The organism is Pseudomonas putida (assembly GCF_016406145.1).
In the GTDB taxonomy this organism is placed as follows: domain Bacteria; phylum Pseudomonadota; class Gammaproteobacteria; order Pseudomonadales; family Pseudomonadaceae; genus Aquipseudomonas; species Aquipseudomonas putida_E.
The window spans coordinates 4,279,211-4,298,430 of record NZ_CP066306.1; the positions used below are offsets into that span (position 1 = coordinate 4,279,211).

21 protein-coding genes are annotated in these 19,220 nt (G+C 61.5%); 7 read left to right on the forward strand and 14 right to left on the reverse strand.

Features of this window, described 5'->3' with window-relative positions:
• Positions 1–6 precede the first annotated feature (6 nt).
• Complete coding sequence (locus JET17_RS19520; RefSeq protein WP_012315668.1) at positions 7–1,314, forward strand: NAD(P)/FAD-dependent oxidoreductase; 1,308 nt, start codon at positions 7–9, stop codon at positions 1,312–1,314.
• 100 nt (positions 1,315–1,414) lie between these two features.
• Here the strand turns inward: JET17_RS19520 and fadD1 are convergent, their stop codons facing one another.
• Positions 1,415–3,112 (reverse strand): long-chain-fatty-acid--CoA ligase FadD1, encoded by a 1,698-nt coding sequence (fadD1, locus tag JET17_RS19525; RefSeq protein WP_012315669.1) that lies wholly within the window; start codon positions 3,110–3,112, stop codon positions 1,415–1,417.
• A gap of 303 nt (positions 3,113–3,415) precedes the next feature.
• Entirely contained in the window at positions 3,416–5,104 is a 1,689-nt protein-coding gene (gene fadD2 / locus JET17_RS19530) for a long-chain-fatty-acid--CoA ligase FadD2 (RefSeq protein WP_012315670.1), read from the reverse strand.
• A 208-nt stretch (positions 5,105–5,312) separates the two neighbouring features.
• On the opposite strand from fadD2, the gene JET17_RS19535 reads away from it, so the two are divergent.
• Positions 5,313–6,257 carry an alpha/beta hydrolase gene (locus JET17_RS19535; protein ID WP_012315671.1) on the forward strand — a complete coding sequence of 315 codons (945 nt, stop codon included), beginning with the start codon at positions 5,313–5,315 and terminating at the stop codon, positions 6,255–6,257.
• Between the two features lie 33 nt (positions 6,258–6,290).
• Positions 6,291–6,761: a MaoC family dehydratase gene (locus tag JET17_RS19540; RefSeq protein ID WP_012315672.1), complete on the forward strand. Its 471-nt coding sequence runs from the start codon at positions 6,291–6,293 to the stop codon at positions 6,759–6,761.
• A 41-nt stretch (positions 6,762–6,802) separates the two neighbouring features.
• Here JET17_RS19540 and JET17_RS19545 read toward each other — a convergent pair whose 3' ends face one another.
• The 7 genes from JET17_RS19545 to JET17_RS19575 all read right to left on the reverse strand — a co-directional run bounded on the left by JET17_RS19545 (position 6,803) and on the right by JET17_RS19575 (position 11,806).
• Complete coding sequence (locus JET17_RS19545; RefSeq protein ID WP_012315673.1) at positions 6,803–8,041, reverse strand: RNA polymerase sigma factor; 1,239 nt, start codon at positions 8,039–8,041, stop codon at positions 6,803–6,805.
• Complete coding sequence (locus JET17_RS19550; RefSeq protein ID WP_012315674.1) at positions 8,041–8,526, reverse strand: SRPBCC family protein; 486 nt, start codon at positions 8,524–8,526, stop codon at positions 8,041–8,043. Before JET17_RS19550 ends, JET17_RS19545 begins: the two co-directional genes overlap by 1 nt.
• A gap of 21 nt (positions 8,527–8,547) precedes the next feature.
• On the reverse strand, positions 8,548–8,892 hold the full coding sequence (locus tag JET17_RS19555; protein ID WP_012315675.1) for a YciI family protein: 345 nt from the start codon (positions 8,890–8,892) through the stop codon (positions 8,548–8,550).
• Positions 8,893–8,936: 44 nt separating this feature from the next.
• Positions 8,937–9,338: a YybH family protein gene (locus tag JET17_RS19560; protein ID WP_269821437.1), complete on the reverse strand. Its 402-nt coding sequence runs from the start codon at positions 9,336–9,338 to the stop codon at positions 8,937–8,939.
• Between the two features lie 148 nt (positions 9,339–9,486).
• Entirely contained in the window at positions 9,487–10,131 is a 645-nt protein-coding gene (locus tag JET17_RS19565; RefSeq protein ID WP_012315677.1) for a LysE family translocator, read from the reverse strand.
• 78 nt (positions 10,132–10,209) lie between these two features.
• Positions 10,210–10,542 (reverse strand): type II toxin-antitoxin system HicB family antitoxin, encoded by a 333-nt coding sequence (locus JET17_RS19570; RefSeq protein WP_039603657.1) that lies wholly within the window; start codon positions 10,540–10,542, stop codon positions 10,210–10,212.
• A gap of 298 nt (positions 10,543–10,840) precedes the next feature.
• A complete protein-coding gene (locus JET17_RS19575) occupies positions 10,841–11,806 on the reverse strand; it encodes a threonine dehydratase (protein ID WP_012315680.1) in 966 nt (321 codons plus the stop codon).
• 76 nt (positions 11,807–11,882) lie between these two features.
• Here JET17_RS19575 and JET17_RS19580 point away from each other — a divergent pair, with 76 nt between their 5' ends.
• Positions 11,883–13,244, forward strand: a complete 1,362-nt coding sequence (locus JET17_RS19580) for a PLP-dependent aminotransferase family protein (RefSeq protein WP_012315681.1) — start codon at positions 11,883–11,885, stop codon at positions 13,242–13,244.
• Positions 13,245–13,310: 66 nt separating this feature from the next.
• Here JET17_RS19580 and JET17_RS19585 read toward each other — a convergent pair whose 3' ends face one another.
• Positions 13,311–13,568 carry a DUF2790 domain-containing protein gene (locus JET17_RS19585; protein WP_008098787.1) on the reverse strand — a complete coding sequence of 86 codons (258 nt, stop codon included), beginning with the start codon at positions 13,566–13,568 and terminating at the stop codon, positions 13,311–13,313.
• A 276-nt stretch (positions 13,569–13,844) separates the two neighbouring features.
• Here JET17_RS19585 and JET17_RS19590 point away from each other — a divergent pair, with 276 nt between their 5' ends.
• Complete coding sequence (locus JET17_RS19590) at positions 13,845–14,294, forward strand: GNAT family N-acetyltransferase (protein ID WP_012315682.1); 450 nt, start codon at positions 13,845–13,847, stop codon at positions 14,292–14,294.
• On the opposite strand, the gene def is transcribed toward JET17_RS19590, so the two are convergent.
• The 3 genes from def to JET17_RS19605 form a co-directional block, all read right to left on the reverse strand.
• The gene (gene def, locus JET17_RS19595) at positions 14,249–14,785 is read right to left on the reverse strand and encodes a peptide deformylase (RefSeq protein WP_012315683.1); all 537 of its coding nucleotides are present in this window, start codon (positions 14,783–14,785) and stop codon (positions 14,249–14,251) included. The two genes, JET17_RS19590 and def, sit on opposite strands and share 46 nt — an antisense overlap.
• Positions 14,782–15,735, reverse strand: a complete 954-nt coding sequence (locus JET17_RS19600; RefSeq protein ID WP_012315684.1) for a YihY/virulence factor BrkB family protein — start codon at positions 15,733–15,735, stop codon at positions 14,782–14,784. The genes def and JET17_RS19600 overlap by 4 nt, the downstream gene beginning before the upstream one ends.
• Positions 15,736–15,889: 154 nt before the next feature.
• A complete protein-coding gene (locus JET17_RS19605) occupies positions 15,890–16,069 on the reverse strand; it encodes a CsbD family protein (protein ID WP_012315685.1) in 180 nt (59 codons plus the stop codon).
• 245 nt (positions 16,070–16,314) lie between these two features.
• On the opposite strand from JET17_RS19605, the gene JET17_RS19610 reads away from it, so the two are divergent.
• Positions 16,315–17,784, forward strand: a complete 1,470-nt coding sequence (locus JET17_RS19610) for a right-handed parallel beta-helix repeat-containing protein (RefSeq protein WP_012315686.1) — start codon at positions 16,315–16,317, stop codon at positions 17,782–17,784.
• A gap of 111 nt (positions 17,785–17,895) precedes the next feature.
• Complete coding sequence (locus JET17_RS19615) at positions 17,896–18,276, forward strand: hypothetical protein (RefSeq protein WP_012315687.1); 381 nt, start codon at positions 17,896–17,898, stop codon at positions 18,274–18,276.
• Positions 18,277–18,278: 2 nt separating this feature from the next.
• On the opposite strand, the gene JET17_RS19620 is transcribed toward JET17_RS19615, so the two are convergent.
• The gene (locus JET17_RS19620) at positions 18,279–19,115 is read right to left on the reverse strand and encodes a S1 RNA-binding domain-containing protein (protein WP_012315688.1); all 837 of its coding nucleotides are present in this window, start codon (positions 19,113–19,115) and stop codon (positions 18,279–18,281) included.
• Positions 19,116–19,220: the final 105 nt, after the last annotated feature.

Below are 19,220 nucleotides of genomic sequence, written 5' to 3' on the forward strand. Positions count from 1 at the left end.
ACACCCATGAACGCAGCAGTGAACAACGGCCCGGCCCAGCGCGCGCCGTCCTACTACAGTGCCTCCCTCAACGACCACACGCAGTACCCGCAGCTCAAGGGCACCGTGCAGGTCGACGTAGCCATTATCGGCGGCGGTTTCACCGGCGTAGCCACCGCCGTGGAGCTGGCCGAGCGCGGCCTGAAGGTGGCGGTGGTGGAAACCAACCGCATCGGCTGGGGCGCCAGCGGCCGTAACGGCGGCCAGGTTACCGGCAGCCTCTCGGGCGACGAAGCCATGCGCACGCAGATGCGCGACCGCCTGGGCAGCGAAGTGGATGACTTTATCTGGCACCTGCGCTGGCGCGGGCACCAGATCATTGAGCAGCGGGTCGAGCGCTATGGCATCGATTGTGACCTCAAGCGCGGCCACCTGCATGCAGCGATGAAACCGTCACACCTCAACGAGCTGCGCGCCTTCGAAGCCGAAGCGCAGCGCCGCGGCATGGGTGACCAGGTGCACATGCTCGACCGCAACGCGGTTGCCGAGCACCTGCAAAGCCCGTTGTACCTGGGTGCGCTGAAAAACCTGCGCAACCTGCACCTGCACCCGCTCAATCTGTGCCTGGGCGAGGCGCGTGCAGCCCATGCACTGGGCGCGCTGATCTTCGAGAATTCCGAAGTGCTGGACATCGTGCACGGCCCGCGCCCTGCAGTGGTCACTGCCCAAGGCCGAATCGAAGCACGCCAGGTGATGCTGGCCGGCGACGTTTACCACAAACTGGAAAAGCGTCAGCTCAAGGGCAAGATCTTCCCCGCCATGGGTGGCATCGTCACCACCGCGCCGCTGGGTGAACTGGCCGAACAGATCAACCCCCAGGACCTGGCGGTGTACGACTGCCGTTTCGTCCTCGACTACTACCGCCTCACTGCCGACAAACGCCTGCTGTTCGGCGGCGGCGCCAACTATTCGGGCAAGGATTCACGTGATATCGCAGGTGAACTGCGCCCGTGCATCGAGCGCACCTTCCCGGCCCTCAAAGGGGTGCCGATCGAGTTCCAGTGGAGCTGCGCGATGGGTATCGTGGTCAACCGCATACCGCAGCTGGGCAAGCTTTCGGACAACGTCTGGTACTGCCAGGGCTATTCGGGGCACGGCATCGCCACCAGCCACATCATGGGCGAAATCATGGCCGAGGCGCTGACCGGGACACTGGAGAAGTTCGATACCTTTGCCGGGTGCAAGCACATCAAGGTGCCGATGGGGGACCTGCTGGGTAATCCGCTGTTGGCGGCGGGGATGTGGTACTACCAGATGCTGGAAAAACTGCGCTGATTGCGCTCCCCCTGTAGGAGCGGCCTCGTGTCGCGAAAGGGCCGCAAAGCGGCCCCAGATTTTCAGCATGCTGCAAATATAGCCAGGCAATGGTGAGCGATCAGGCGATCTTCTTCAAACCCTGCTTTTTCAGCTCTTCATCACGCAACTCGCGGCGCAGGATCTTGCCCACGTTGGTCGTTGGCAGCGCATCGCGGAACTCGATGTAACGCGGCACCTTGTAGCCGGTGACGTTGGCACGCATGTGCTCCATCACCTGCTCCTTGGTGACGGTCATGCCCGGCTTGACCACAATGAACACCTTGATCAGTTCGCCCGACTTTTCGTCCGGCACCCCGATCGCAGCGCACTGCAGCACACCCGGCAGGGCAGCCAGTACGTCCTCCAGCTCGTTGGGATACACATTGAAGCCCGAGACCAGGATCATGTCCTTCTTGCGGTCAACGATGCGCATGTAGCCATCCGGCTGGATCAGGGCAATGTCCCCGGTCTTCAGCCAGCCGTCACTGTCGAGGATCTCGGCGGTGGCATCTTCACGCTGCCAGTAGCCTTTCATCACCTGCGGCCCCTTGACGCACAGCTCGCCCACCTCGCCCAATGGCAGTTCGCTGCCACTGTCATCGATGACCTTGCACAGGGTCGAGGGCACCGGGATACCGATGGTGCCGACCTGATTGGCTTCGGACGGATTGACCGCCGCTACCGGGCTGGTCTCGGTCATGCCATAGCCTTCGCAGATGGCGCAACCGGTGACGGCTTTCCAGCGCTCGGCCACGCTCAGTTGCAGCGCCATGCCACCGGACAAGGTGATCTTCAATGCCGAGAAGTCCAGCGCACGGAACGCCTCGTTGTTGCACAGGGCAACGAACAGGGTGTTGAGGCCGACGAAGCCGCTGAATTTCCACTTGCCCAGCTCCTTGACCATTGCCGGCAAGTCACGCGGGTTGCTGATCAGCACGTTATGGTTGCCGATCAGCATCATCGCCATGCAATGGAAGGTAAAGGCATAGATGTGGTACAGCGGCAGCGGCGTGATGAGGATCTCGCAACCTTCTTGCAGGTTCGAACCCATCAGCGCCCGGCACTGCAGCATGTTGGCCACCAGGTTGCGGTGCGTCAGCATTGCGCCCTTGGCCACACCTGTGGTGCCGCCGGTGTACTGCAGCACGGCCACATCATTGGCTTGCGGGTTGGCCTCGGCCACCGGCTGGCCCTTGCCCAGCGCCAGGGTATCGTTGAAGCGCACGGCCTTCGGCAGGTTGTAGGCCGGCACCATCTTCTTCACGTACTTGATCACGCTGTTGATCAGCAGGCGCTTGAGCGGTGGCAACAGGTCCGCCACTTCAGTGACGATGACGTGCCTGACCTGGGTCTTGGGTACAACCTTCTCGGCCAAGTGAGCCATGTTGGCCAGGCATACCAAGGCCTTGGCACCGGAGTCGTTGAACTGGTGTTCCATCTCACGCGCGGTGTACAGCGGGTTGGTGTTGACTACGATCAGCCCGGCGCGCATGGCGCCGAACACCGCTACCGGGTACTGCAGGACATTCGGCAGCTGGACGGCAATGCGATCACCCGGTTTGAGGTCGGTGTGCTGCTGCAGCCAGGCCGCAAAAGCGCCCGACAGGGCATACAACTCGCCGTAGGTGATGGTCTTGCCCAGGTTGCTAAAGGCCGGTTTGTCGGCAAAGCGCTGGCAGGATTGCTTGAGTACCGCCTGGATATTGGGAAATTCGTCAGGATTGATTTCCGCCGTAATCCCGGCTGGGTATTTATCCTTCCAAAAATGGTCGATCATGCAAGCCCACTCCTTCAGCAACAGCGAAGTTCGATTTACGCGTCGATGCGTTTATTATTGATATGAGATGGCGGTTCGTTGCAAACCGAATCATCTGAAAGCGGGCCGAGAGTAACAGCTTTGCCAAGGGTCGCCTAGAGGCCAAATCAGGCCTTATAGTCACAAAAATGACTCAATGAACAATACAAGTCATTTTTAGAGTATTTGACTTAGATCGCCAAGTTTCAAGCGGCAAGCTGCAAGCTAGAGCGGCGCACGCCCCCTCTTGCAGCTTGAAACTTGAAGCTTGAAGCTCGCCCTCCCTTACGCGATGTCGCGCAGTTCGCGACGCAGGATCTTGCCCACCGGTGTCATCGGCAACGACTCGCGCAGCACGATGTGCTTGGGCACTTTGTAACCTGTGAGGTTGGCCTTGCAGTAGGCCTTGAGTTCATCGACGCTGAGCCCGCCCTCACGGGCCACCACGAACAGTTTGACGGCCTCGCCCGAACGCTCGTCCGGCACGCCGATGGCGGCGCAGTTGGCCACCTTCGGGTGACCCATGATCACGTCTTCGATTTCGTTGGGGTACACGTTGAAGCCCGAGACGATGATCATGTCCTTCTTGCGGTCGACGATACGCGTGAAGCCGTCCGGGTCGATCACTGCAATGTCGCCGGTTTTCAGCCAGCCATCGGCATCCAGGGTCTGCGCCGTAGCCTCGGGTTGCTGCCAGTACCCCTTCATCACCTGCGGGCCCTTTATGCACAACTCGCCCCGCTCACCGAGCGGCAGTTCATTGCCCTCATCATCGATCACCTTGAACGCGGTGTCTGCAACCGGTATGCCCACGGTACCCAGGCGTGCCAGCTCGCCATAAGGGTTGGTGCTGGCCACTGGCGAAGTCTCTGTCAGGCCGTAGCCCTCGACAATGCGGCAGCCGGTCAGGCTCTCCCAACGTTCGGCGGTGGCCTTGACCAGTGCCGTACCGCCAGAGTTGGTCACCTTGAGCGCCGAGAAATCCAGCTGCCTGAAGCCCGGGTGATCCATCAGCGCCACGAACAGGGTGTTCAACCCCAACAGTGCGGTGAACCGCCATTTGCCCAGTTCCTTGATGAAGCCAGGGATATCGCGCGGGTTGGTGATCAACACATTATGGTTGCCGGTGACCATCATGCACATGCAGTTCGCGGTAAAGGCATAGATGTGGTAGAGCGGCAGCGGCGCGATCATCACCTCCTGGCCTTCCTTGATCAGCTTCTGCCCGTCCGGGCCATGCTGCGAAAAGCACGCCAGCACCTGCAGCATGTTGGCCACCAGGTTGCCGTGGGTGAGCATGGCGCCCTTGGCCAGGCCCGTGGTGCCGCCGGTGTACTGCAGCACGGCGATGTCGTCGAGGCTCAGCGTTACCGGCTTGTGGCTCAGCGCCGCGCCCTCGCGCAGTGCCTGCTTGAACGAGATGGCCTGCGGCAGATGATAGGCCGGGACCATTTTCTTTACCTTGTCGACCACGGTGTTGATCAACCAGCCCTTGGCCATGGGCAACAGGTCGCCCATCTTCGCCTCGATCAGGTATTCGATGCCGGTATCGGGCAGCACCTCCTGGACCCGCTTGCCGAACATGTTCAGGTACACCAGGGCGCGGGCACCGGCATCTTTGAACTGGTGGCGCATTTCACGCTCGGTGTAAAGCGGGTTGGTGTTGACCACGATCAGCCCGGCGCGCAGGGCGCCGAACACCGCAATGGGATACTGCAGCACGTTGGGCATCTGTACGGCGATGCGGTCACCCGGCACCAGGTTGGTATGCTGCTGCAGCCAGGCAGCAAAGGCCGCCGAAAGGCGGTCGAGTTCGCCATAGGTCAGGGTCTTGCCCAGGTTGCTGAACGCCGGGCGGTCGGCGAAGCGCTTGCAGGAGCGCTCGAAAACCTCGACGACCGAGGTGTACGCATGGATATCGATGGTGGAAGGCACGCCCGCCGGGCGCTTGTCATTCCAGAAGTCGGCTTGCATTTATTATTGTTCCTCTGCCTGAACCCGCTCTTAGCCTGTAATCCCTTTGCCTGATGGCAAAAAGGCGTTCAACCGACGTTAGCAGGTAAGCCTGAGGTGGCATATATGCCAAGTGCCGCCATTAACATTGTGAATCTTATTTGTGCCCTTCCTGCAATCCGGCCACTTGCGCATACACTGTGCTCGTACCCAGCGCAAAGGATCCGCCATGCCTTACGACGCCTTCTGGCTGCCGGCCAGCGAGCATTGCAGCCTGTACGTGCACCAATGGCTGCCGGCCACGCCGGTCAAGGCCGTAGTGCTGCTGGCGCATGGCATGGCCGAACATGCCGGGCGCTACCAGCACCTGGGCCAAACGCTGAGCGCTGCCGGCTATGCGCTGCTGGCTCCGGACCTGCGCGGCCACGGCCGTACAGCTGAGCTGGGCGGCCTCGGCCTGTTCGCCCGGCAATATGGCTGGAATGCCGTGGTCAACGACCTGGCCCTGCTCACGCAGCACATCGGCCAGCAGTTCCCCTGCACACCGCTGTTCCTGTTCGGCCACAGCATGGGCAGCTATATCGCCCAGGCTTACCTGATGCATCACAGTGGCAGCGTGCACGGGGCGATCCTCAGTGGCTCCAATTTCCAGCCGCCGGCGCTGTATCGCATGGCGCGCCTGATCGCCCGGCTGGAGGCCTGGCGCCAAGGGCCCCTGGGCAAGAGTGCGCTGATCGAATGGCTGTCGTTCGGCTCGTTCAACAAATCGTTCAAACCCACCCGTACCGCCTTCGACTGGCTCAGCCGCAACCCTGAAGAGGTGGATAAATACGTCAGCGACCCGCTGTGCGGTTTTCGCTGCAGCAACCAGTTGTGGTTAGACTTGCTGCTCGGCCTGGCGCAGATCAGCCAGGCGAAGAACCTCGCGCAGATCGATCCGAACCTGCCGCTACTGGTGATTGGCGGTGAATGTGATCCGGTGAGTGCCGGCAAGCGTCTCACCCATCTGGCCGACGCCCTGCGCGCGACCGGCAATCGACATGTACAACTGCGCGTCTACCCCCAGGCGCGGCACGAAGTGCTCAATGAACTCAATCGGGACGAGGTCACCGCCGATATACTCGCGTGGCTGGAGCAGGCGCTGGCCCTTGGCCGCCCTGCCCGCAGTGAATGATAACGGCCTTGTCCGCCCATCAAGGAAGCGCCAATGACCCAGGTCACCAACACGCCTTACGAAGCTCTAGAAGTCGGCCAGAAGGCCAGTTACGAAAAGTCTGTGGAAGAACGCGACATCCAGCTGTTCGCCGCGATGTCCGGTGACCACAACCCGGTGCACCTGGATGCCGAATTCGCCGCCAAGAGCATGTTCCGTGAGCGCATTGCCCATGGCATGTTCAGCGGCGCGCTGATCAGCGCGGCAGTAGCCTGCACCCTGCCCGGCCCCGGCACCATCTACCTGGGCCAGAAGATGAGCTTCCAGAAGCCGGTGAAAATCGGCGACACCCTGACCGTGCGCCTGGAAATCCTCGAGAAGCTGCCCAAGTTCAAAGTGCGCATCGCCACCAACGTGTACAACCAGAACGATGAGCTGGTTGTAGAGGGCGAGGCAGAGATCCTGGCGCCGCGCAAGCAGCAGACGGTAGAGCTGGTATCGCCGCCCAATTTTGTCGCAAGCTGATGGGTTCAGGCAGTACCGGCGACAGGGCCGGTGCTGCCGGGTCATTCCAACGCCTGCAGCTTTCCCTCGATATGCCGCCGTTCCGGCGCCTGACGCGTCAACTCCAGCGCCTGGCGCCAGGCCGCACGGGCCTCTTCTATCTGACCCAACTGGTAATGCAGCTCCGCCCTTGCCGCATGCGCCAGGTGATAGTCGCGCAACTCGCCAGTCGCCAGAATTGTTTCAACCTGCGCCAACCCGACCTGCGGGCCATCCCGCTTGGCCAATGCCACCGCTCGGTTGAGTGCAACCACTGCGGATGGCCAATGCCGCTGCAGCACATCGTAAAGGCCGACAATCTGCGCCCAGTCCGTTTCACTGGCGCTCGCCGCCTCCGCATGCACCGCTGCAATCGCCGCCTGCACCGTATAGGCACCGAACGCGCGGCTGCGCAACGCCAGCTGCACCAATTCACAACCTTCGCTGATTTGCGCACCGTCCCACAGGCTGCGATCCTGCTGCTCGAGCAGCACCAGATTGCCTTGGGCATCGCTACGCGCGTGCTGGCGTGACGCCTGCAGCAACATCAGCGCCAGCAAACCGACCGCCTCCGGGTCCGGTAACAACTGCACCAGCAAGCGACCGAGGCGAATCGCTTCGTCACTCAACGCCTGCTGTACCAAAGCCTCACCAGAAGACGCCGAATAGCCCTCGTTGAACACCAGGTAAATCACCCGCAACACGCTTTCCAGGCGCTCAGGCAATTCGTGCAGCTCCGGCACCTGATAAGGAATGCGTGCGTCGCGGATCTTGGCCTTGGCGCGCACAATGCGTTGGGCAATGGCCGCCGGGCTCTGCAGGAAGGCACGGGCGATCTGCTCAGTGGTCAGGTCACAGACTTCGCGCAACGTCAAAGGCACCTGCGCATCGGCAGCCAGAGCCGGGTGGCAGCACGTGAAGATCAGCCGCAGGCGATCGTCGGCGAGCAACTCCTCATCACTGGGGTCTTGCCCCTGGCCCTCGATGAGCATGATCAGGTCAGCCTGCGAACGGTCGAAACGCGCACGGCGCCGCACCGCGTCAATGGCCTTGAAACGGCCGGTCGACACCAGCCATGCACGTGGATTTTGGGGGATACCGTCGCGCTGCCAGCGCTCGACGGCAATGAAGAAGGCATCATGCATGGCCTCCTCTGCCAGGTCGAAATCCCCCAGCAGGCGGATTAGCGTCGCCAGGATACGCCGCGAGTCCCGGCGGTAAACCCCCTCGATCTCGGCGCGTACCTGCACCAGCGTTGCCATCAGTCCGGCATCCGCTGGGTCACCACCTCCACCAGGCGGTCCAGGCTTTCTCCCCACCCCTGGTGAAAACCCATTTCTTCATGGGCCGTGCAGTCGGCAGCGCTCCAGTGCCAGGCGCGTGCGGTATAACGGGTCTTGCCGTGTTCCTCGTCAAAGGTCACCACTGCGGTCATGAAGGCCTTGGCAGACGGCACCCAGCCTGGCCCGAACGCATCGGTGAACACCAGCCGACGTGGCGCGGCGATCTCCAGGAACACACCCTGGGTGGGGTAGTCGGTACCGTCGGGGGCGCGCATCAAGGTGCGAAACAGGCCGCCGACCCAGAGCTGCATTTCACATTCCGGCGTGGTCATGCCATGCGGCCCCCACCACTGCATCAGCCAATGGGGTTCGGTCCAGGCACGGAACACCTTGGCGGGCGGGGCGTCGATCAGGCGGCTGATGGCCAACTCGTGTTGCGCTTGCGCAGGTTGGGCAAGGCTCATTCTTGTTGTTCTCCATTGCGGTCAGGGTTGCAGTTCGCGCACGGGCCTTACCTCAACGCTGCCGACCCGTGCGGCCGGGATGCCTTTGGCAATGTTCAATGCCTCGTTGAGATCGCGGGCATCGACCAGGTAAAAACCCGCAAGCTGCTCTTTGGTCTCGGCGAACGGGCCATCGGTCAGGCTCATGCGGCCACCGCGCATGCGTACCGTGGTGGCGGTCTGCACCGGTTTCAGCGCCTCGGCCGCGAGCATGCGCCCACAGCGCTGCAGCGACTCGGCGTAAGCCATGCATTCGGCGTCTTCGGGGCTGTCGGGCAGGCTGTGCAGCAGCCCCTCGTCACAATAGACCAGGCACAGGTATTTCATGGTGATCTCCACGGCATTGGCAAAGTGCGTTTGGCGATAGCTGATCAGGGTTTGAGATCAAACAGCGCTTTCTGGGTTTCCACGTCGAAAGGCGCAGACCAGTGTTCATGGATGACCCGCCACAGGCCAGCGGTCTTGCGATAGCCAACGGTGACACGCATGAAACCGCACTGGCTTTCGTCATCCGACGGACCGCAGCGGTTGAGCCAATGGGCCAGGCCCAGCTCGCCATCGGCGTACACCGTGAGTTCGGCCAACTCGAAAGTCATCGGGCCGGTGCAAAAGCCCATGCACATTTCCCAATGTGCCTGGTACACGGCCTTGCCCTTGAACTGCAGTTCCTTGATCGCATCGAAGGCGACGATGTCGTCGGCATAGGGGGCGGTGATACCTGGGATGTCACGATCACGCACCGCTTGCATCCAGCGTTCGATCAGTTCACGGATTTCGCTTTCGGCCTGAGTATCATGAGGGGCTCTCCGAAGTGCTGGTGGCGCCGGTACTCGGCGCCTTCAACACTGGTCGAACGAGAGAGCGGGAAATCGACAACAGGGAGGAAAAAGACTGATAGGTGCGGCGGCACCCTGTAGCTGCCTACGCGCCCGGGCTGGCCAGTATGAATTCGCGATAGCCCGAAACGATCACGTACACCGCGAAATAACAGAAAATCGCTGCCGAGAGCAGGTATGACCACGTCAGCAAACGGTCACCGAGCAAACGCCCACCATGGCTGGCGATGCCGCAAAGGCTCAGGCACCAGACCAGCCCTGCGGCGAAAAAGCCGCTGAGAAACAAACCGGCCTCCAGCAGGCTACCGCCACCGGAGCGGGAAATCAGCACGCCACCGACGGCGGCGAACCATAGAATGGCGGTGGGCGACGACATGGCCAGGAAGATACCGCGCATGAATTCGCGCCAGGCCGATTCCGCCACCACCTCGCTGCGCGCTTCCATATGCCCGCCACGCCAGGCCGCCAGCAGCATCTTCAGCGCGAACCACACCAGCAGCGCCGAACCACCCAGCCACAAGGCCCAGCGCACGCTCTCGAACTGCAGCAACACGGTCATGCCGGCCAGCGCTGCAATTGCGTACACCAGGTCACCGACACACGTGCCCAGGCCGAGCCAGAAGCCTTGCAGGAAACCGCGCTGCATGGCCAGGGTGATCATGGCGATATTAGCCACACCGATATCAAGACACAGGGACAGGCTGAGGAGGAAACCGTTGGAGAAAGGCATTGAATACTCGATGGCGGGTAAATGAGCGCCGTAGAGCCTGCCATGAGTGATTGCGGGATTGGAAGAACAAGTATTCGATCAGGCCAGCGCCGCCTGTTCAAACACCTCATCGGCCCACTGGTTCAGGCTTTTGCCTGCCGCACGGGCAGCAACGCTGGCAGCGGCATGGATTTCGGGCCGGATACGCAGCATGACCTTCCCCGATGCCGGCTTTTCGGGAGTGATGCCCTGTTCCGCGCAATCGGCCAGGTAGTCCTCCAACGCATGACGGAAGGCCTCATGCAGTTCCGGGACAGAACTTGCGTGGAAACTGATGATGTCGCGGATCCCCAGCACGCGGCCGACGAAAATATCATCACGCTCATCATATTCAATACGGGCGGCATAGCCCTTGTAGCGCATGCAACTCATCATTTCACTCCTGCCCGCAGCAAGAATTCGCGGGCCTCTTCAATCTGATACCGCCTGGCCTCCTTGCCTGGATGGGGACGATGGCACCTCCAGCACTGGCCGCCAAGCACCAGTTTGACCCGGGAGCCTTGCCGCTCCAGTACCTGCCCCCCGAGGTGCAGCACCAGCGTTTCAATCTCGGAAAAGGCTAGTGACGACGTTGCTGGCGTCCTCAGGATAGCGTCGAGAATTTTTCGGTATCGAGTATTCATGGGAAAATGCTATCAAAATAAGATAGCACTTATTCCAAGATATTCATTCAGGATCTTTCATTACCCCCCAGAATCCGCGCATACCGCGCCCGGTCCACGTTCGCTCCGCTCAACACCACAGCCACGCGCTTGCCGGCCTGCTGTTCGCGCTCTTGCATCAACGCCGCCAGCGCTGCGGCGCCTGCACCTTCGGCAGTGTTGTGCGTGGCCTCGTGGTAAACCCGCATGGCTTCGGCGACTTCACTGTCGGTGACCCGCACGATCCGCGCAGCGTGCTCGCGCACCAGGGCAAAGGCTTGCGGATGGGGTACCCGGCAAGCCATGCCATCGGCGAAGGTTTCGGCAGTGGCAGTGGTGACGATATGGCCCTGCTCGAAGCTCTGGGCATAGGCATCGGCGGCGCTGGACACCACACCGACGATCTGGGTTCTCAAACCCAGCAGGTTACGCGCCTGGATCAGCCCGCAAATACCTGAACCCATGCCGATCGGCACGTAAACGCAGTCAAGGTCACGCACAGCCTCGAACAGCTCCAGGCCATAAGTGGCCACGCCCCGTACCAACTCCGGGTGGAACGAAGGCACCATGGCATACCCCAACACCTCAGCCAGCCGCGCGGCTTCCTCACGGGCCACATCGAAATCCACACCGTACTCGACCAACTCGGCACCCAGTGCGCGCATGGCGGCGTTCTTCTCTGTGGAGTTGCCCTCAGGGACTACGATGACCAACGCAATGCCTGCCTGCCGTGCCGCCAGGGCCATGCTTTGCCCGTGGTTGCCACGGGTTGCGGTGACCAGCCCGCGGGGTGGATCGCCGCCCGCCAGCAGCGAGCGCACATAGACCAGACCGCCCCGGACCTTGAAGGCCCCGGTGGGTGCGTGATTTTCGTGCTTCACCCACACCTCGCAACCCAGCCGCTCAGCCAGCAACGGCCAGGCGTGCTGGGGCGTGGCAGGTACATGTTGGTGAACGAAATCGGCGGCTTCGCGCAGGGCGGCAAGGTCGAACATGGCGATCATCCCTTTTCGGTAGGTGGTTGATCCGATCCTAAGCGCGGGGCATTGTATGGGTACAACCTTATATTGCATGGGTAGCAATTTCGTGTGGATCCCGCAGCTCGTCGACGATGATCAACCCCGGTATCTGGCACTGGTCGACGCTATAGGCAACGCCATCGAGAGCGGCGTACTCAAGGTCGGTGACCGCCTGCCGCCGCAACGGCGCCTGGCCTGGAAACTGGGCCTGAACCCCAGCACCACCCAACAGGCCTACCGTGAAGCCGCCGCTCGCCACCTGGTTGCGGGTGAGGTGGGCCGCGGTACCTATGTGCTGGCGGGGAGCAAGGAAGCGACCTTGTTTCGTCTGAAACACTGCGAAGGGCAAACGCGGCTGATCGACCTGTCGACCAATGTACCGGTTGCCGATCCGCACAATCATGATCTGCACGACAGCTTGCGCAGGCTGCTGGAAGGTCAGAACCACGGCTTGCTCGACCATTACCTGGGCCCCGAACAGTTGCTGCTGGGGCGCATCCGCGGCGCCCACTGGCTGGGCAATCGCGGCCTGGCCCTGTCGGCCGACCAGCTGTTGCTGTGCGGCGGAGCCCAGCAGGCGCTGGCACTGGTGCTGCAGTCATTCTGCCAGGCGGGTGAGCCCGTCATGCTTGAAGCCCTGACCGCTCCGGGTATCAAGGCCGCCTGCCGGCAACTGCGTCTGCCCGTGCATGGCGTCGCACTGGACAACCAAGGCCTGCGGCCCGATGACCTGGACCGGGTAGCGCGCGCCAGCGGTGCCCGCGTGCTGGTGACCACACCCACCCTGCACAACCCCACGGGCGCCTGCATGGATGATGCTCGCCGCGAGGCAATCGCTGGGGTAGTCAAACGCCTGGGGCTGTTGGTGATCGAGGATGATGTGTATGGCGCACTCAGCGACCGGCCGCCGCTCTACCCGCTATTGGGCGATCAAGGGATCTACATCAGCAGCCTGTCCAAGACCGTGGCTGCAGGCTTGAGGTTGGGGTGGATCGTGGCCAGCCCGAAGTTGCTGTCACAGGTCGACCCGCATGCCCAGGCAAGCCACTGGCCGGTGTCGCCATTGGGCTTGCATGTCGCTTGCCAATGGATCGATGACGGTACCGCCGCCCGGCGGCTGGCTTGGCAGAAAGCAGAACTTGCCGAGCGCTGGCGCCTGGCACGCAGGCTGCTGGGTGATGGGCTACACAACGCAGGTCAGCCTTCACCCCACGCGTGGCTGGGCACGCCGCAGGGGGCTGAGGCGGTGGTAAAGCAGTGTCGTGAGCAAGGTGTGGAAGTCGTCCCGGCGAGTGTCTTCGCCATTGGCGCAAGCGAGGTGCAAGCCGTACGCATCAGCCTGTCGGCGGCAGGCAGCCGGGCTGAACTGAAACGAGGGCTGGAGGTAGTACGGCAGGTCCTGTCCGGTCAATGAACAGAGGGTGAGGTAAGCAGCCTCTTCGCTACTGCCCGGTGCGAAAAGGCCGCTAACGCAGAACCATCAACCCTGCTGGCAACCTTCGCCCATGGCGCGGTACTGAATGGTGTGCACCTGGCCCTGATGGTCTTCATAGGTCATGGTCGCAGGCACCACTTCACAGACATTGGGGATGGTCGACAGGTTGATCACCCGCTTGATGTCAAGGTTCATGGAATAGTCGTACTGCTGGGCCACAGGCTCGGTGGAGACGGGTTTGGCCTCATCGGCAAGGGCGAACGAGGACATACCGACCAATGCAAGAATCAGTAATGGTTTCATGGATGTTTGGCCTTTAAATCAATCAAGCTGATCGATTGACTTCATATGCCGTCAATGGCGCGGAGAAGTTGTCATCAACTGCGAAGATGACACGAAGTACCGATCCCGCTTTGTCGTACTGCCAGGGGGGATATGTGAAATTCTACTCCCGGCCTGGAATAGTTGAACCCCGAACTCGGACATTCACCCTTGCAGCTTTTGCAACAATCTGCGACAAAGCGAAACGGGTTGATGGCCCGAAATCATTGGGCTAGAGCTGTTTGCCACCGGAATACCATGACTCCACTCCTCTGCACCCCATTAACCGACCTTGAACGGCGGCTGCTAGACCACTTCTATCGACAGCAGGGATCGCGCATGCGTGCGGCCGGCGACGGTGAGTTGTGGGTGGCGCGCAGCGGCGTAATCGTTGCTGGTTTGAGCTTGAGCGCTGTTGCCGGTGGCCGGTGGCTCACCGGGCTGCTGGTAGCCCCAGAGTGGCGAAACCAGGGTGTGGCCGCGCGCCTGGTCAATGCAGCACTGGCCGAAGGTCGTGGCCCAACGTGGCTGTTCTGCCACCCGGACCTCGAAGCCTTTTACCAACGTCTGGGTTTCTCCCCGGCGAACATGTTGCCTGAAACGCTGGGGTCACGCCTGGCACGCTACCAACGCAGCAAACGGCTGATGGCGATGGTGCATGGTCAGTCGTCGCTGGCGTCCAGCCCAGGGAACAGTACCTCGGTGTAACCGAACTTGGCGAAATCCTGAATCCGCGAAGGATACAGCCGCCCGATCAGGTGGTCGCATTCATGCTGTACCACGCGCGCATGAAACCCGTCGGCAACCCGGTTGACCGGGTTGCCCTGCGGGTCGATGCCCTCATAGCTGATGTGCTTGTAGCGAGGCACCACCCCGCGCAGGCCAGGCACAGACAAGCAGCCTTCCCACCCCTCCTCGATCTCGGTGGACAGCGGAGTGATCACCGGGTTGAGGAGAATGGTCTGTGGCACCGCCTCGGCATCCGGGTAACGCTCGCTGCGCTCAAAACCGAAAATGACCAGTTGCAGGTCGATGCCGACCTGAGGTGCGGCCAGCCCCACACCGCCGACATGGCGCATGGTCTCGAACATGTCGTCGATCAACTGCTGCAGTTCGGCGCTGCCGATCAGGTGTTCTGGCACGGGTGCAGCGACGCGCAGCAAACGCTCGTCGCCCATCTTCAGAATGTCACGGATCATCGCGGGTTCGGCTCGGTAGGCTGGGGCTCGACCGGATGTTCATGGCCGAGCACGGTCAGGGTTTCCTTGGGTTTATCGCCCTCGAAATCCTTTTCGCCAGGGTCTTTGCCCTCAGCGGACATATGTTCGATCACAGCGTTCATCTCCGCGCCCAGCAACAATACGGCAGCAGAAATGTAGAAATACAACAACAACACGATGATCGCACCGATACTGCCATACATGGCGTTGTAGTCGGCGAAAGTCTTCACATAGTAAGCGAAGGCCAGCGAAGCGATGATCCAGACCACCACCGCCAGCACTGAACCTGGGGTGATGAAGCGAAACTTCTGTTTCACGTCGGGCATCACGTAGTAGATCACCGCCACCGCCACCATCATCAGGATGATGATCGCCGGCCAACGCAAGATCGTCCACACCGTGACGATCACTTCTTGCATGCCGATCTGCGCGGCGATCCACTCCATCACCTGAGGCCCCAGCACCATCAACGCTGCCGCCGCCAGCAACATACCGGCAATGCCGACGGTATAGATAATCGACAACGGGATGCGCTTCCACACCGGGCGCCCTTCGGGCACGTCATAGGCGGCATTCATGGCACTCATCATCAGCCGTACGCCTGCAGAGGCAGTCCACAGCGCGATGACGATACCCACCGACAGCAGGCCACCTTTGGACTGCTGCAACTGATCGATGACGGGGTTGACCTGTTCCAGCGCCTGGGGCGGCAATACCAGTTCCGATTGCATGCGCAGCCACGAGAAGAAATCCGGCAGGTGCAGAAAACCGATCAGTGCGATCAGGAACAGCAGGAACGGGAACAACGAAAACAGCATCTGGTAAGCAAGCGCAGAGGCGTAGGTGGACATCTCGTCGTCAAGGAATTCCTTGACGGTGCGCACCAGAATGCGGTGAAGGGGCAAGCCACCCAGGTCGGGAAAAATCATAGCGTCTCCTTTCGCCGCTTGATCAGTACATCAGGGAAGTCTAATAGACCACGCGACTGGTGTGCTGCTCCCTGCTGGACTTGAAGAAAATTCGCAGTCTTGATCAACAGCCCCATCACCGTCTGCTGGCGACGGGGCTGCAGTCATAACGTGATCAAGGCTTTTTCACAGCATCCTTGACGTCGCCCTTGATTTGCTGCCCTTCGCCCTTGATTTCCTGGGCCTTGCCTTCTGCGCGCAGCTTGTCATTGTCGGTGACTTTGCCAACACCTTGCTTGATGTTGCCCACTGCTTCGTTGGCCATACCTTTGACTTTGTCTTTAGTGCCGCTCATGGCAAATCTCCTGCAAATGGAGACACGTGATCCGTGTCGACAAAAGGTGGACCCAGCGGCCAGTTCAGGAGTTTCAAACATTTTTGCAATCTCAAGCCGAGCGGTAAATATGCGGGCGAATACCGCACTGAATCGGCTACCTACGTCTGCGCAACGCCGCCCTGCTGCCCTAGAATCGCGGGCAAACGGCAGCCCTATAGAGGCTGCATGCTTATAAAAACAACAGCTTACGGAACCCTGCACCCATGCGTTTGATGCCCCTGCTGGCAGCCTTGCTACCGCTGCTGCCCCTGCCCGCGCTTGCTGGCGCACCGGCCACCGAAATTCTGCGGGTCGACCGCTACACCGACGACGGCCAGCCAGGGACCCTGCGCTGGGCGATCGAAACCAGCAACCAGAACCCCGGCCACTACCGCATCGAAATCGACGCGGTCGGCAAAGCCCCGTTTGTCATCCGGCCGACCCGCGCCCTGCCTGAAATCAAAGGCCCGGTGCAGATCACCGGCCTGCCTTGGGCACGCGACGGCCAATACGTCGCCATCGACGGCGCCGGCTACATAAATGACCAGGGAGTACGCACCTGCCCCGGCGCCCTGCCCGGCCAGTTCGGCACCAACGTGCGCACCACGACCAACCCCGGGCTGGTGCTGCGCGACACCCAGGGCGTACACCTCAGTGGCCTGGAAGTGCGCAACTTCTGCATCGGCATCCTGGTCAACCGCGCCAGCCACAACGTTATCGAAGACAACCGCATCGTCGCCAACAAGGGCGGTGCCGGTATCATGCTGACCGGCGATGACGGTGCCGGTAACCCCACGGCCACCACCACGATCAACAACAAGGTGCTGCGCAACCAGCTGATCGACAATGGCGATGGCCTGGAGCTGACTCGCGGCGCGGCGTTCAACCTGGTGGCCGACAACCTGTTCCGTTCGACTGCAGCCAACCCGGAGCCGTCCCAGGGCATCGAGATTCTGCTGGGCAACGACAACAGCGTGGTACGCAACCGCTTCGAGAACTACTCCGACGGCCTGCAGATCAACTGGGGCAAGCGCAACTATCTGGGGGCCAATACCTTCAGCGGCAACTCGATCGGCGTCAGCGTCACCGGCCCAGGCAATATCCTCGACGGCAACCTGATCCACGGCAACCGCATCGGCGTGGCGCTGCGCCCGGAGCCGGAGGTCACCACCACGCGCCTGACCGGTAACCGGATCTGGGGCAACAGCCTGGATATCCGCCGCTGCGAAGCTGGCGGCTCTTGCGTACCGGATCAGCGCACGGGCGCCATCGTTTTTGGCGTGCCAGCCCAGGCCCATGCACTGTACGTAGGTTCACGCGGGGTCGGTGCAGACCTGCCGAAAAAGGACCAGGCAGTGATCTGCGATGCCAAGGGCCAGCCCAAACCCTGCCAGCCGCTGCCCAACCACAACCAGCAGGCACCACGGCTGTTGGCCCTGAACGACAATGTGCTGCGCGGCGAAGTGCAGGGGCCGGCATCGAGCCTGCTGCGGGTCGAGGTGTTTGGCAATGCCCAGGCACAAGGCACTGAGGCTGAGCAGTACCTGGGGGAAGTACTGGTGAACAGCGATGCCAAGGGGCAGGCGCAGTTTGCCCAGGTGCTGGAGAATGCAGATGGGGTGCGCAGCTTTACCGCCACTGTGACTACGGCCGACGGCGCGACCTCCGAGTTGAGCCAGCCGCTTCGCCGCTAGGGTAGCTGGCCTCATCGCCGGCACGCCGACGATGAGGCCATCAAACCTTGCTCCGCTACCCGCCACCCCTCACAATGCAGCCCTTTATAGCGTCACACCGCAGGAACCTGCATGAAACTCGACAAACCCGCCGCCATCGCCCGGCGCAACGAAGCATTGGCCAAGCCGGTGCTCACCAGTGCCAACACGCTGTTCGCCATCCTCGACCCCAAACGCAACCTGTGGTGGTTCGAAGTACCGGTGGCGCTGCTGCGCAAGGGCCAACCCGACTGGGTCAACCTGCTGCTGCACACCCCTGAAAGCGACGAACTGCAGCACCTGAAGGTCCCGACCAACTTCCTCAAGGCGCATCAGGAGCAGATGGAGGTGCGCAATGCTGGCAAGCGCCGCTCGACCATCAGCCTGGCGCTGAGCGCCGACCGTGACTCGCTGCTGCGCGACACCCGCCCGGGCGGCGAGCAGCTCGACTTCAGCACATTCGTGCAGGCCTGACCTCAGGCCCGCTCGATGCGATCGTCATGGATGACGATCCGGCCCTGTTTGAACAACGCACCGATGGCCTTCTTGAAGTTGCCCTTGCTGACGTTGAACATGCGGCTGATCACCTCTGGGTCGCTCTTGTCGCACACCGGCAACACGCCCCCTTCGGCCTCCAGGCGCTGCATGATCTGCTCATGCAAGCCGTCCGCAAGCGCCTGGCCAACCGGTTGCAGGCTCAACGCGATCTTGCCGTCATGGCGCACTTCCTTGATGAAACCCTTCTCGTGCATACCCGAACGCATGAACTTGAAGATTTCATTCTTGTGGATCAGGCCCCAATGGCGGTTGTTGATGATGGCCTTGAAGCCCATCGGCGTCTCGCCCGCCACCAGCAGTTCGACCGGCTGACCGACCTGGTAATCGGCCGGGGTGCGGTCCAGATAGCGGTCCAGGCGTGAAGTGGCGGTGATGCGCCGGGTGCGCTTGTCGAGGTAGACATGCACCACGCAGTAGTCGCCGATCTTCAGCGGCCGCGCCTCTTCCGAGTACGGCATCAGCAGGTCCTTGGACAGACCCCAGTCGAGGAAGATGCCCGCACCGTTGATGTCCTTGACCTTGAGGCTGGCGAATTCGCCAACCTGCACCTTGGGCTTCTCGGTGGTGGCGATCAGCTGGTCTTCGCTGTCCAGGTAGAGGAACACGTTGAGCCAGTCATCGACCTCGGTTTCGGCGTTCTTCGGGATGTAGCGCCCGGGCAGCAGGATCTCGCCGTCGGGGCCGCCGTCCAGGTAGAGGCCGAAGTCCACGTGTTTCACGATTTGCAAACTGTTGTAACGCCCAAGCAGAGCCATTTCCGATGTTCCTCAAGACAAGACGGCTATTCTACACCTGAAGCCAGCGCGCCGCCCGACCGCTGATTCGGCGGAACCGTCGTGGAGTACTCGCGTCTACCGTGT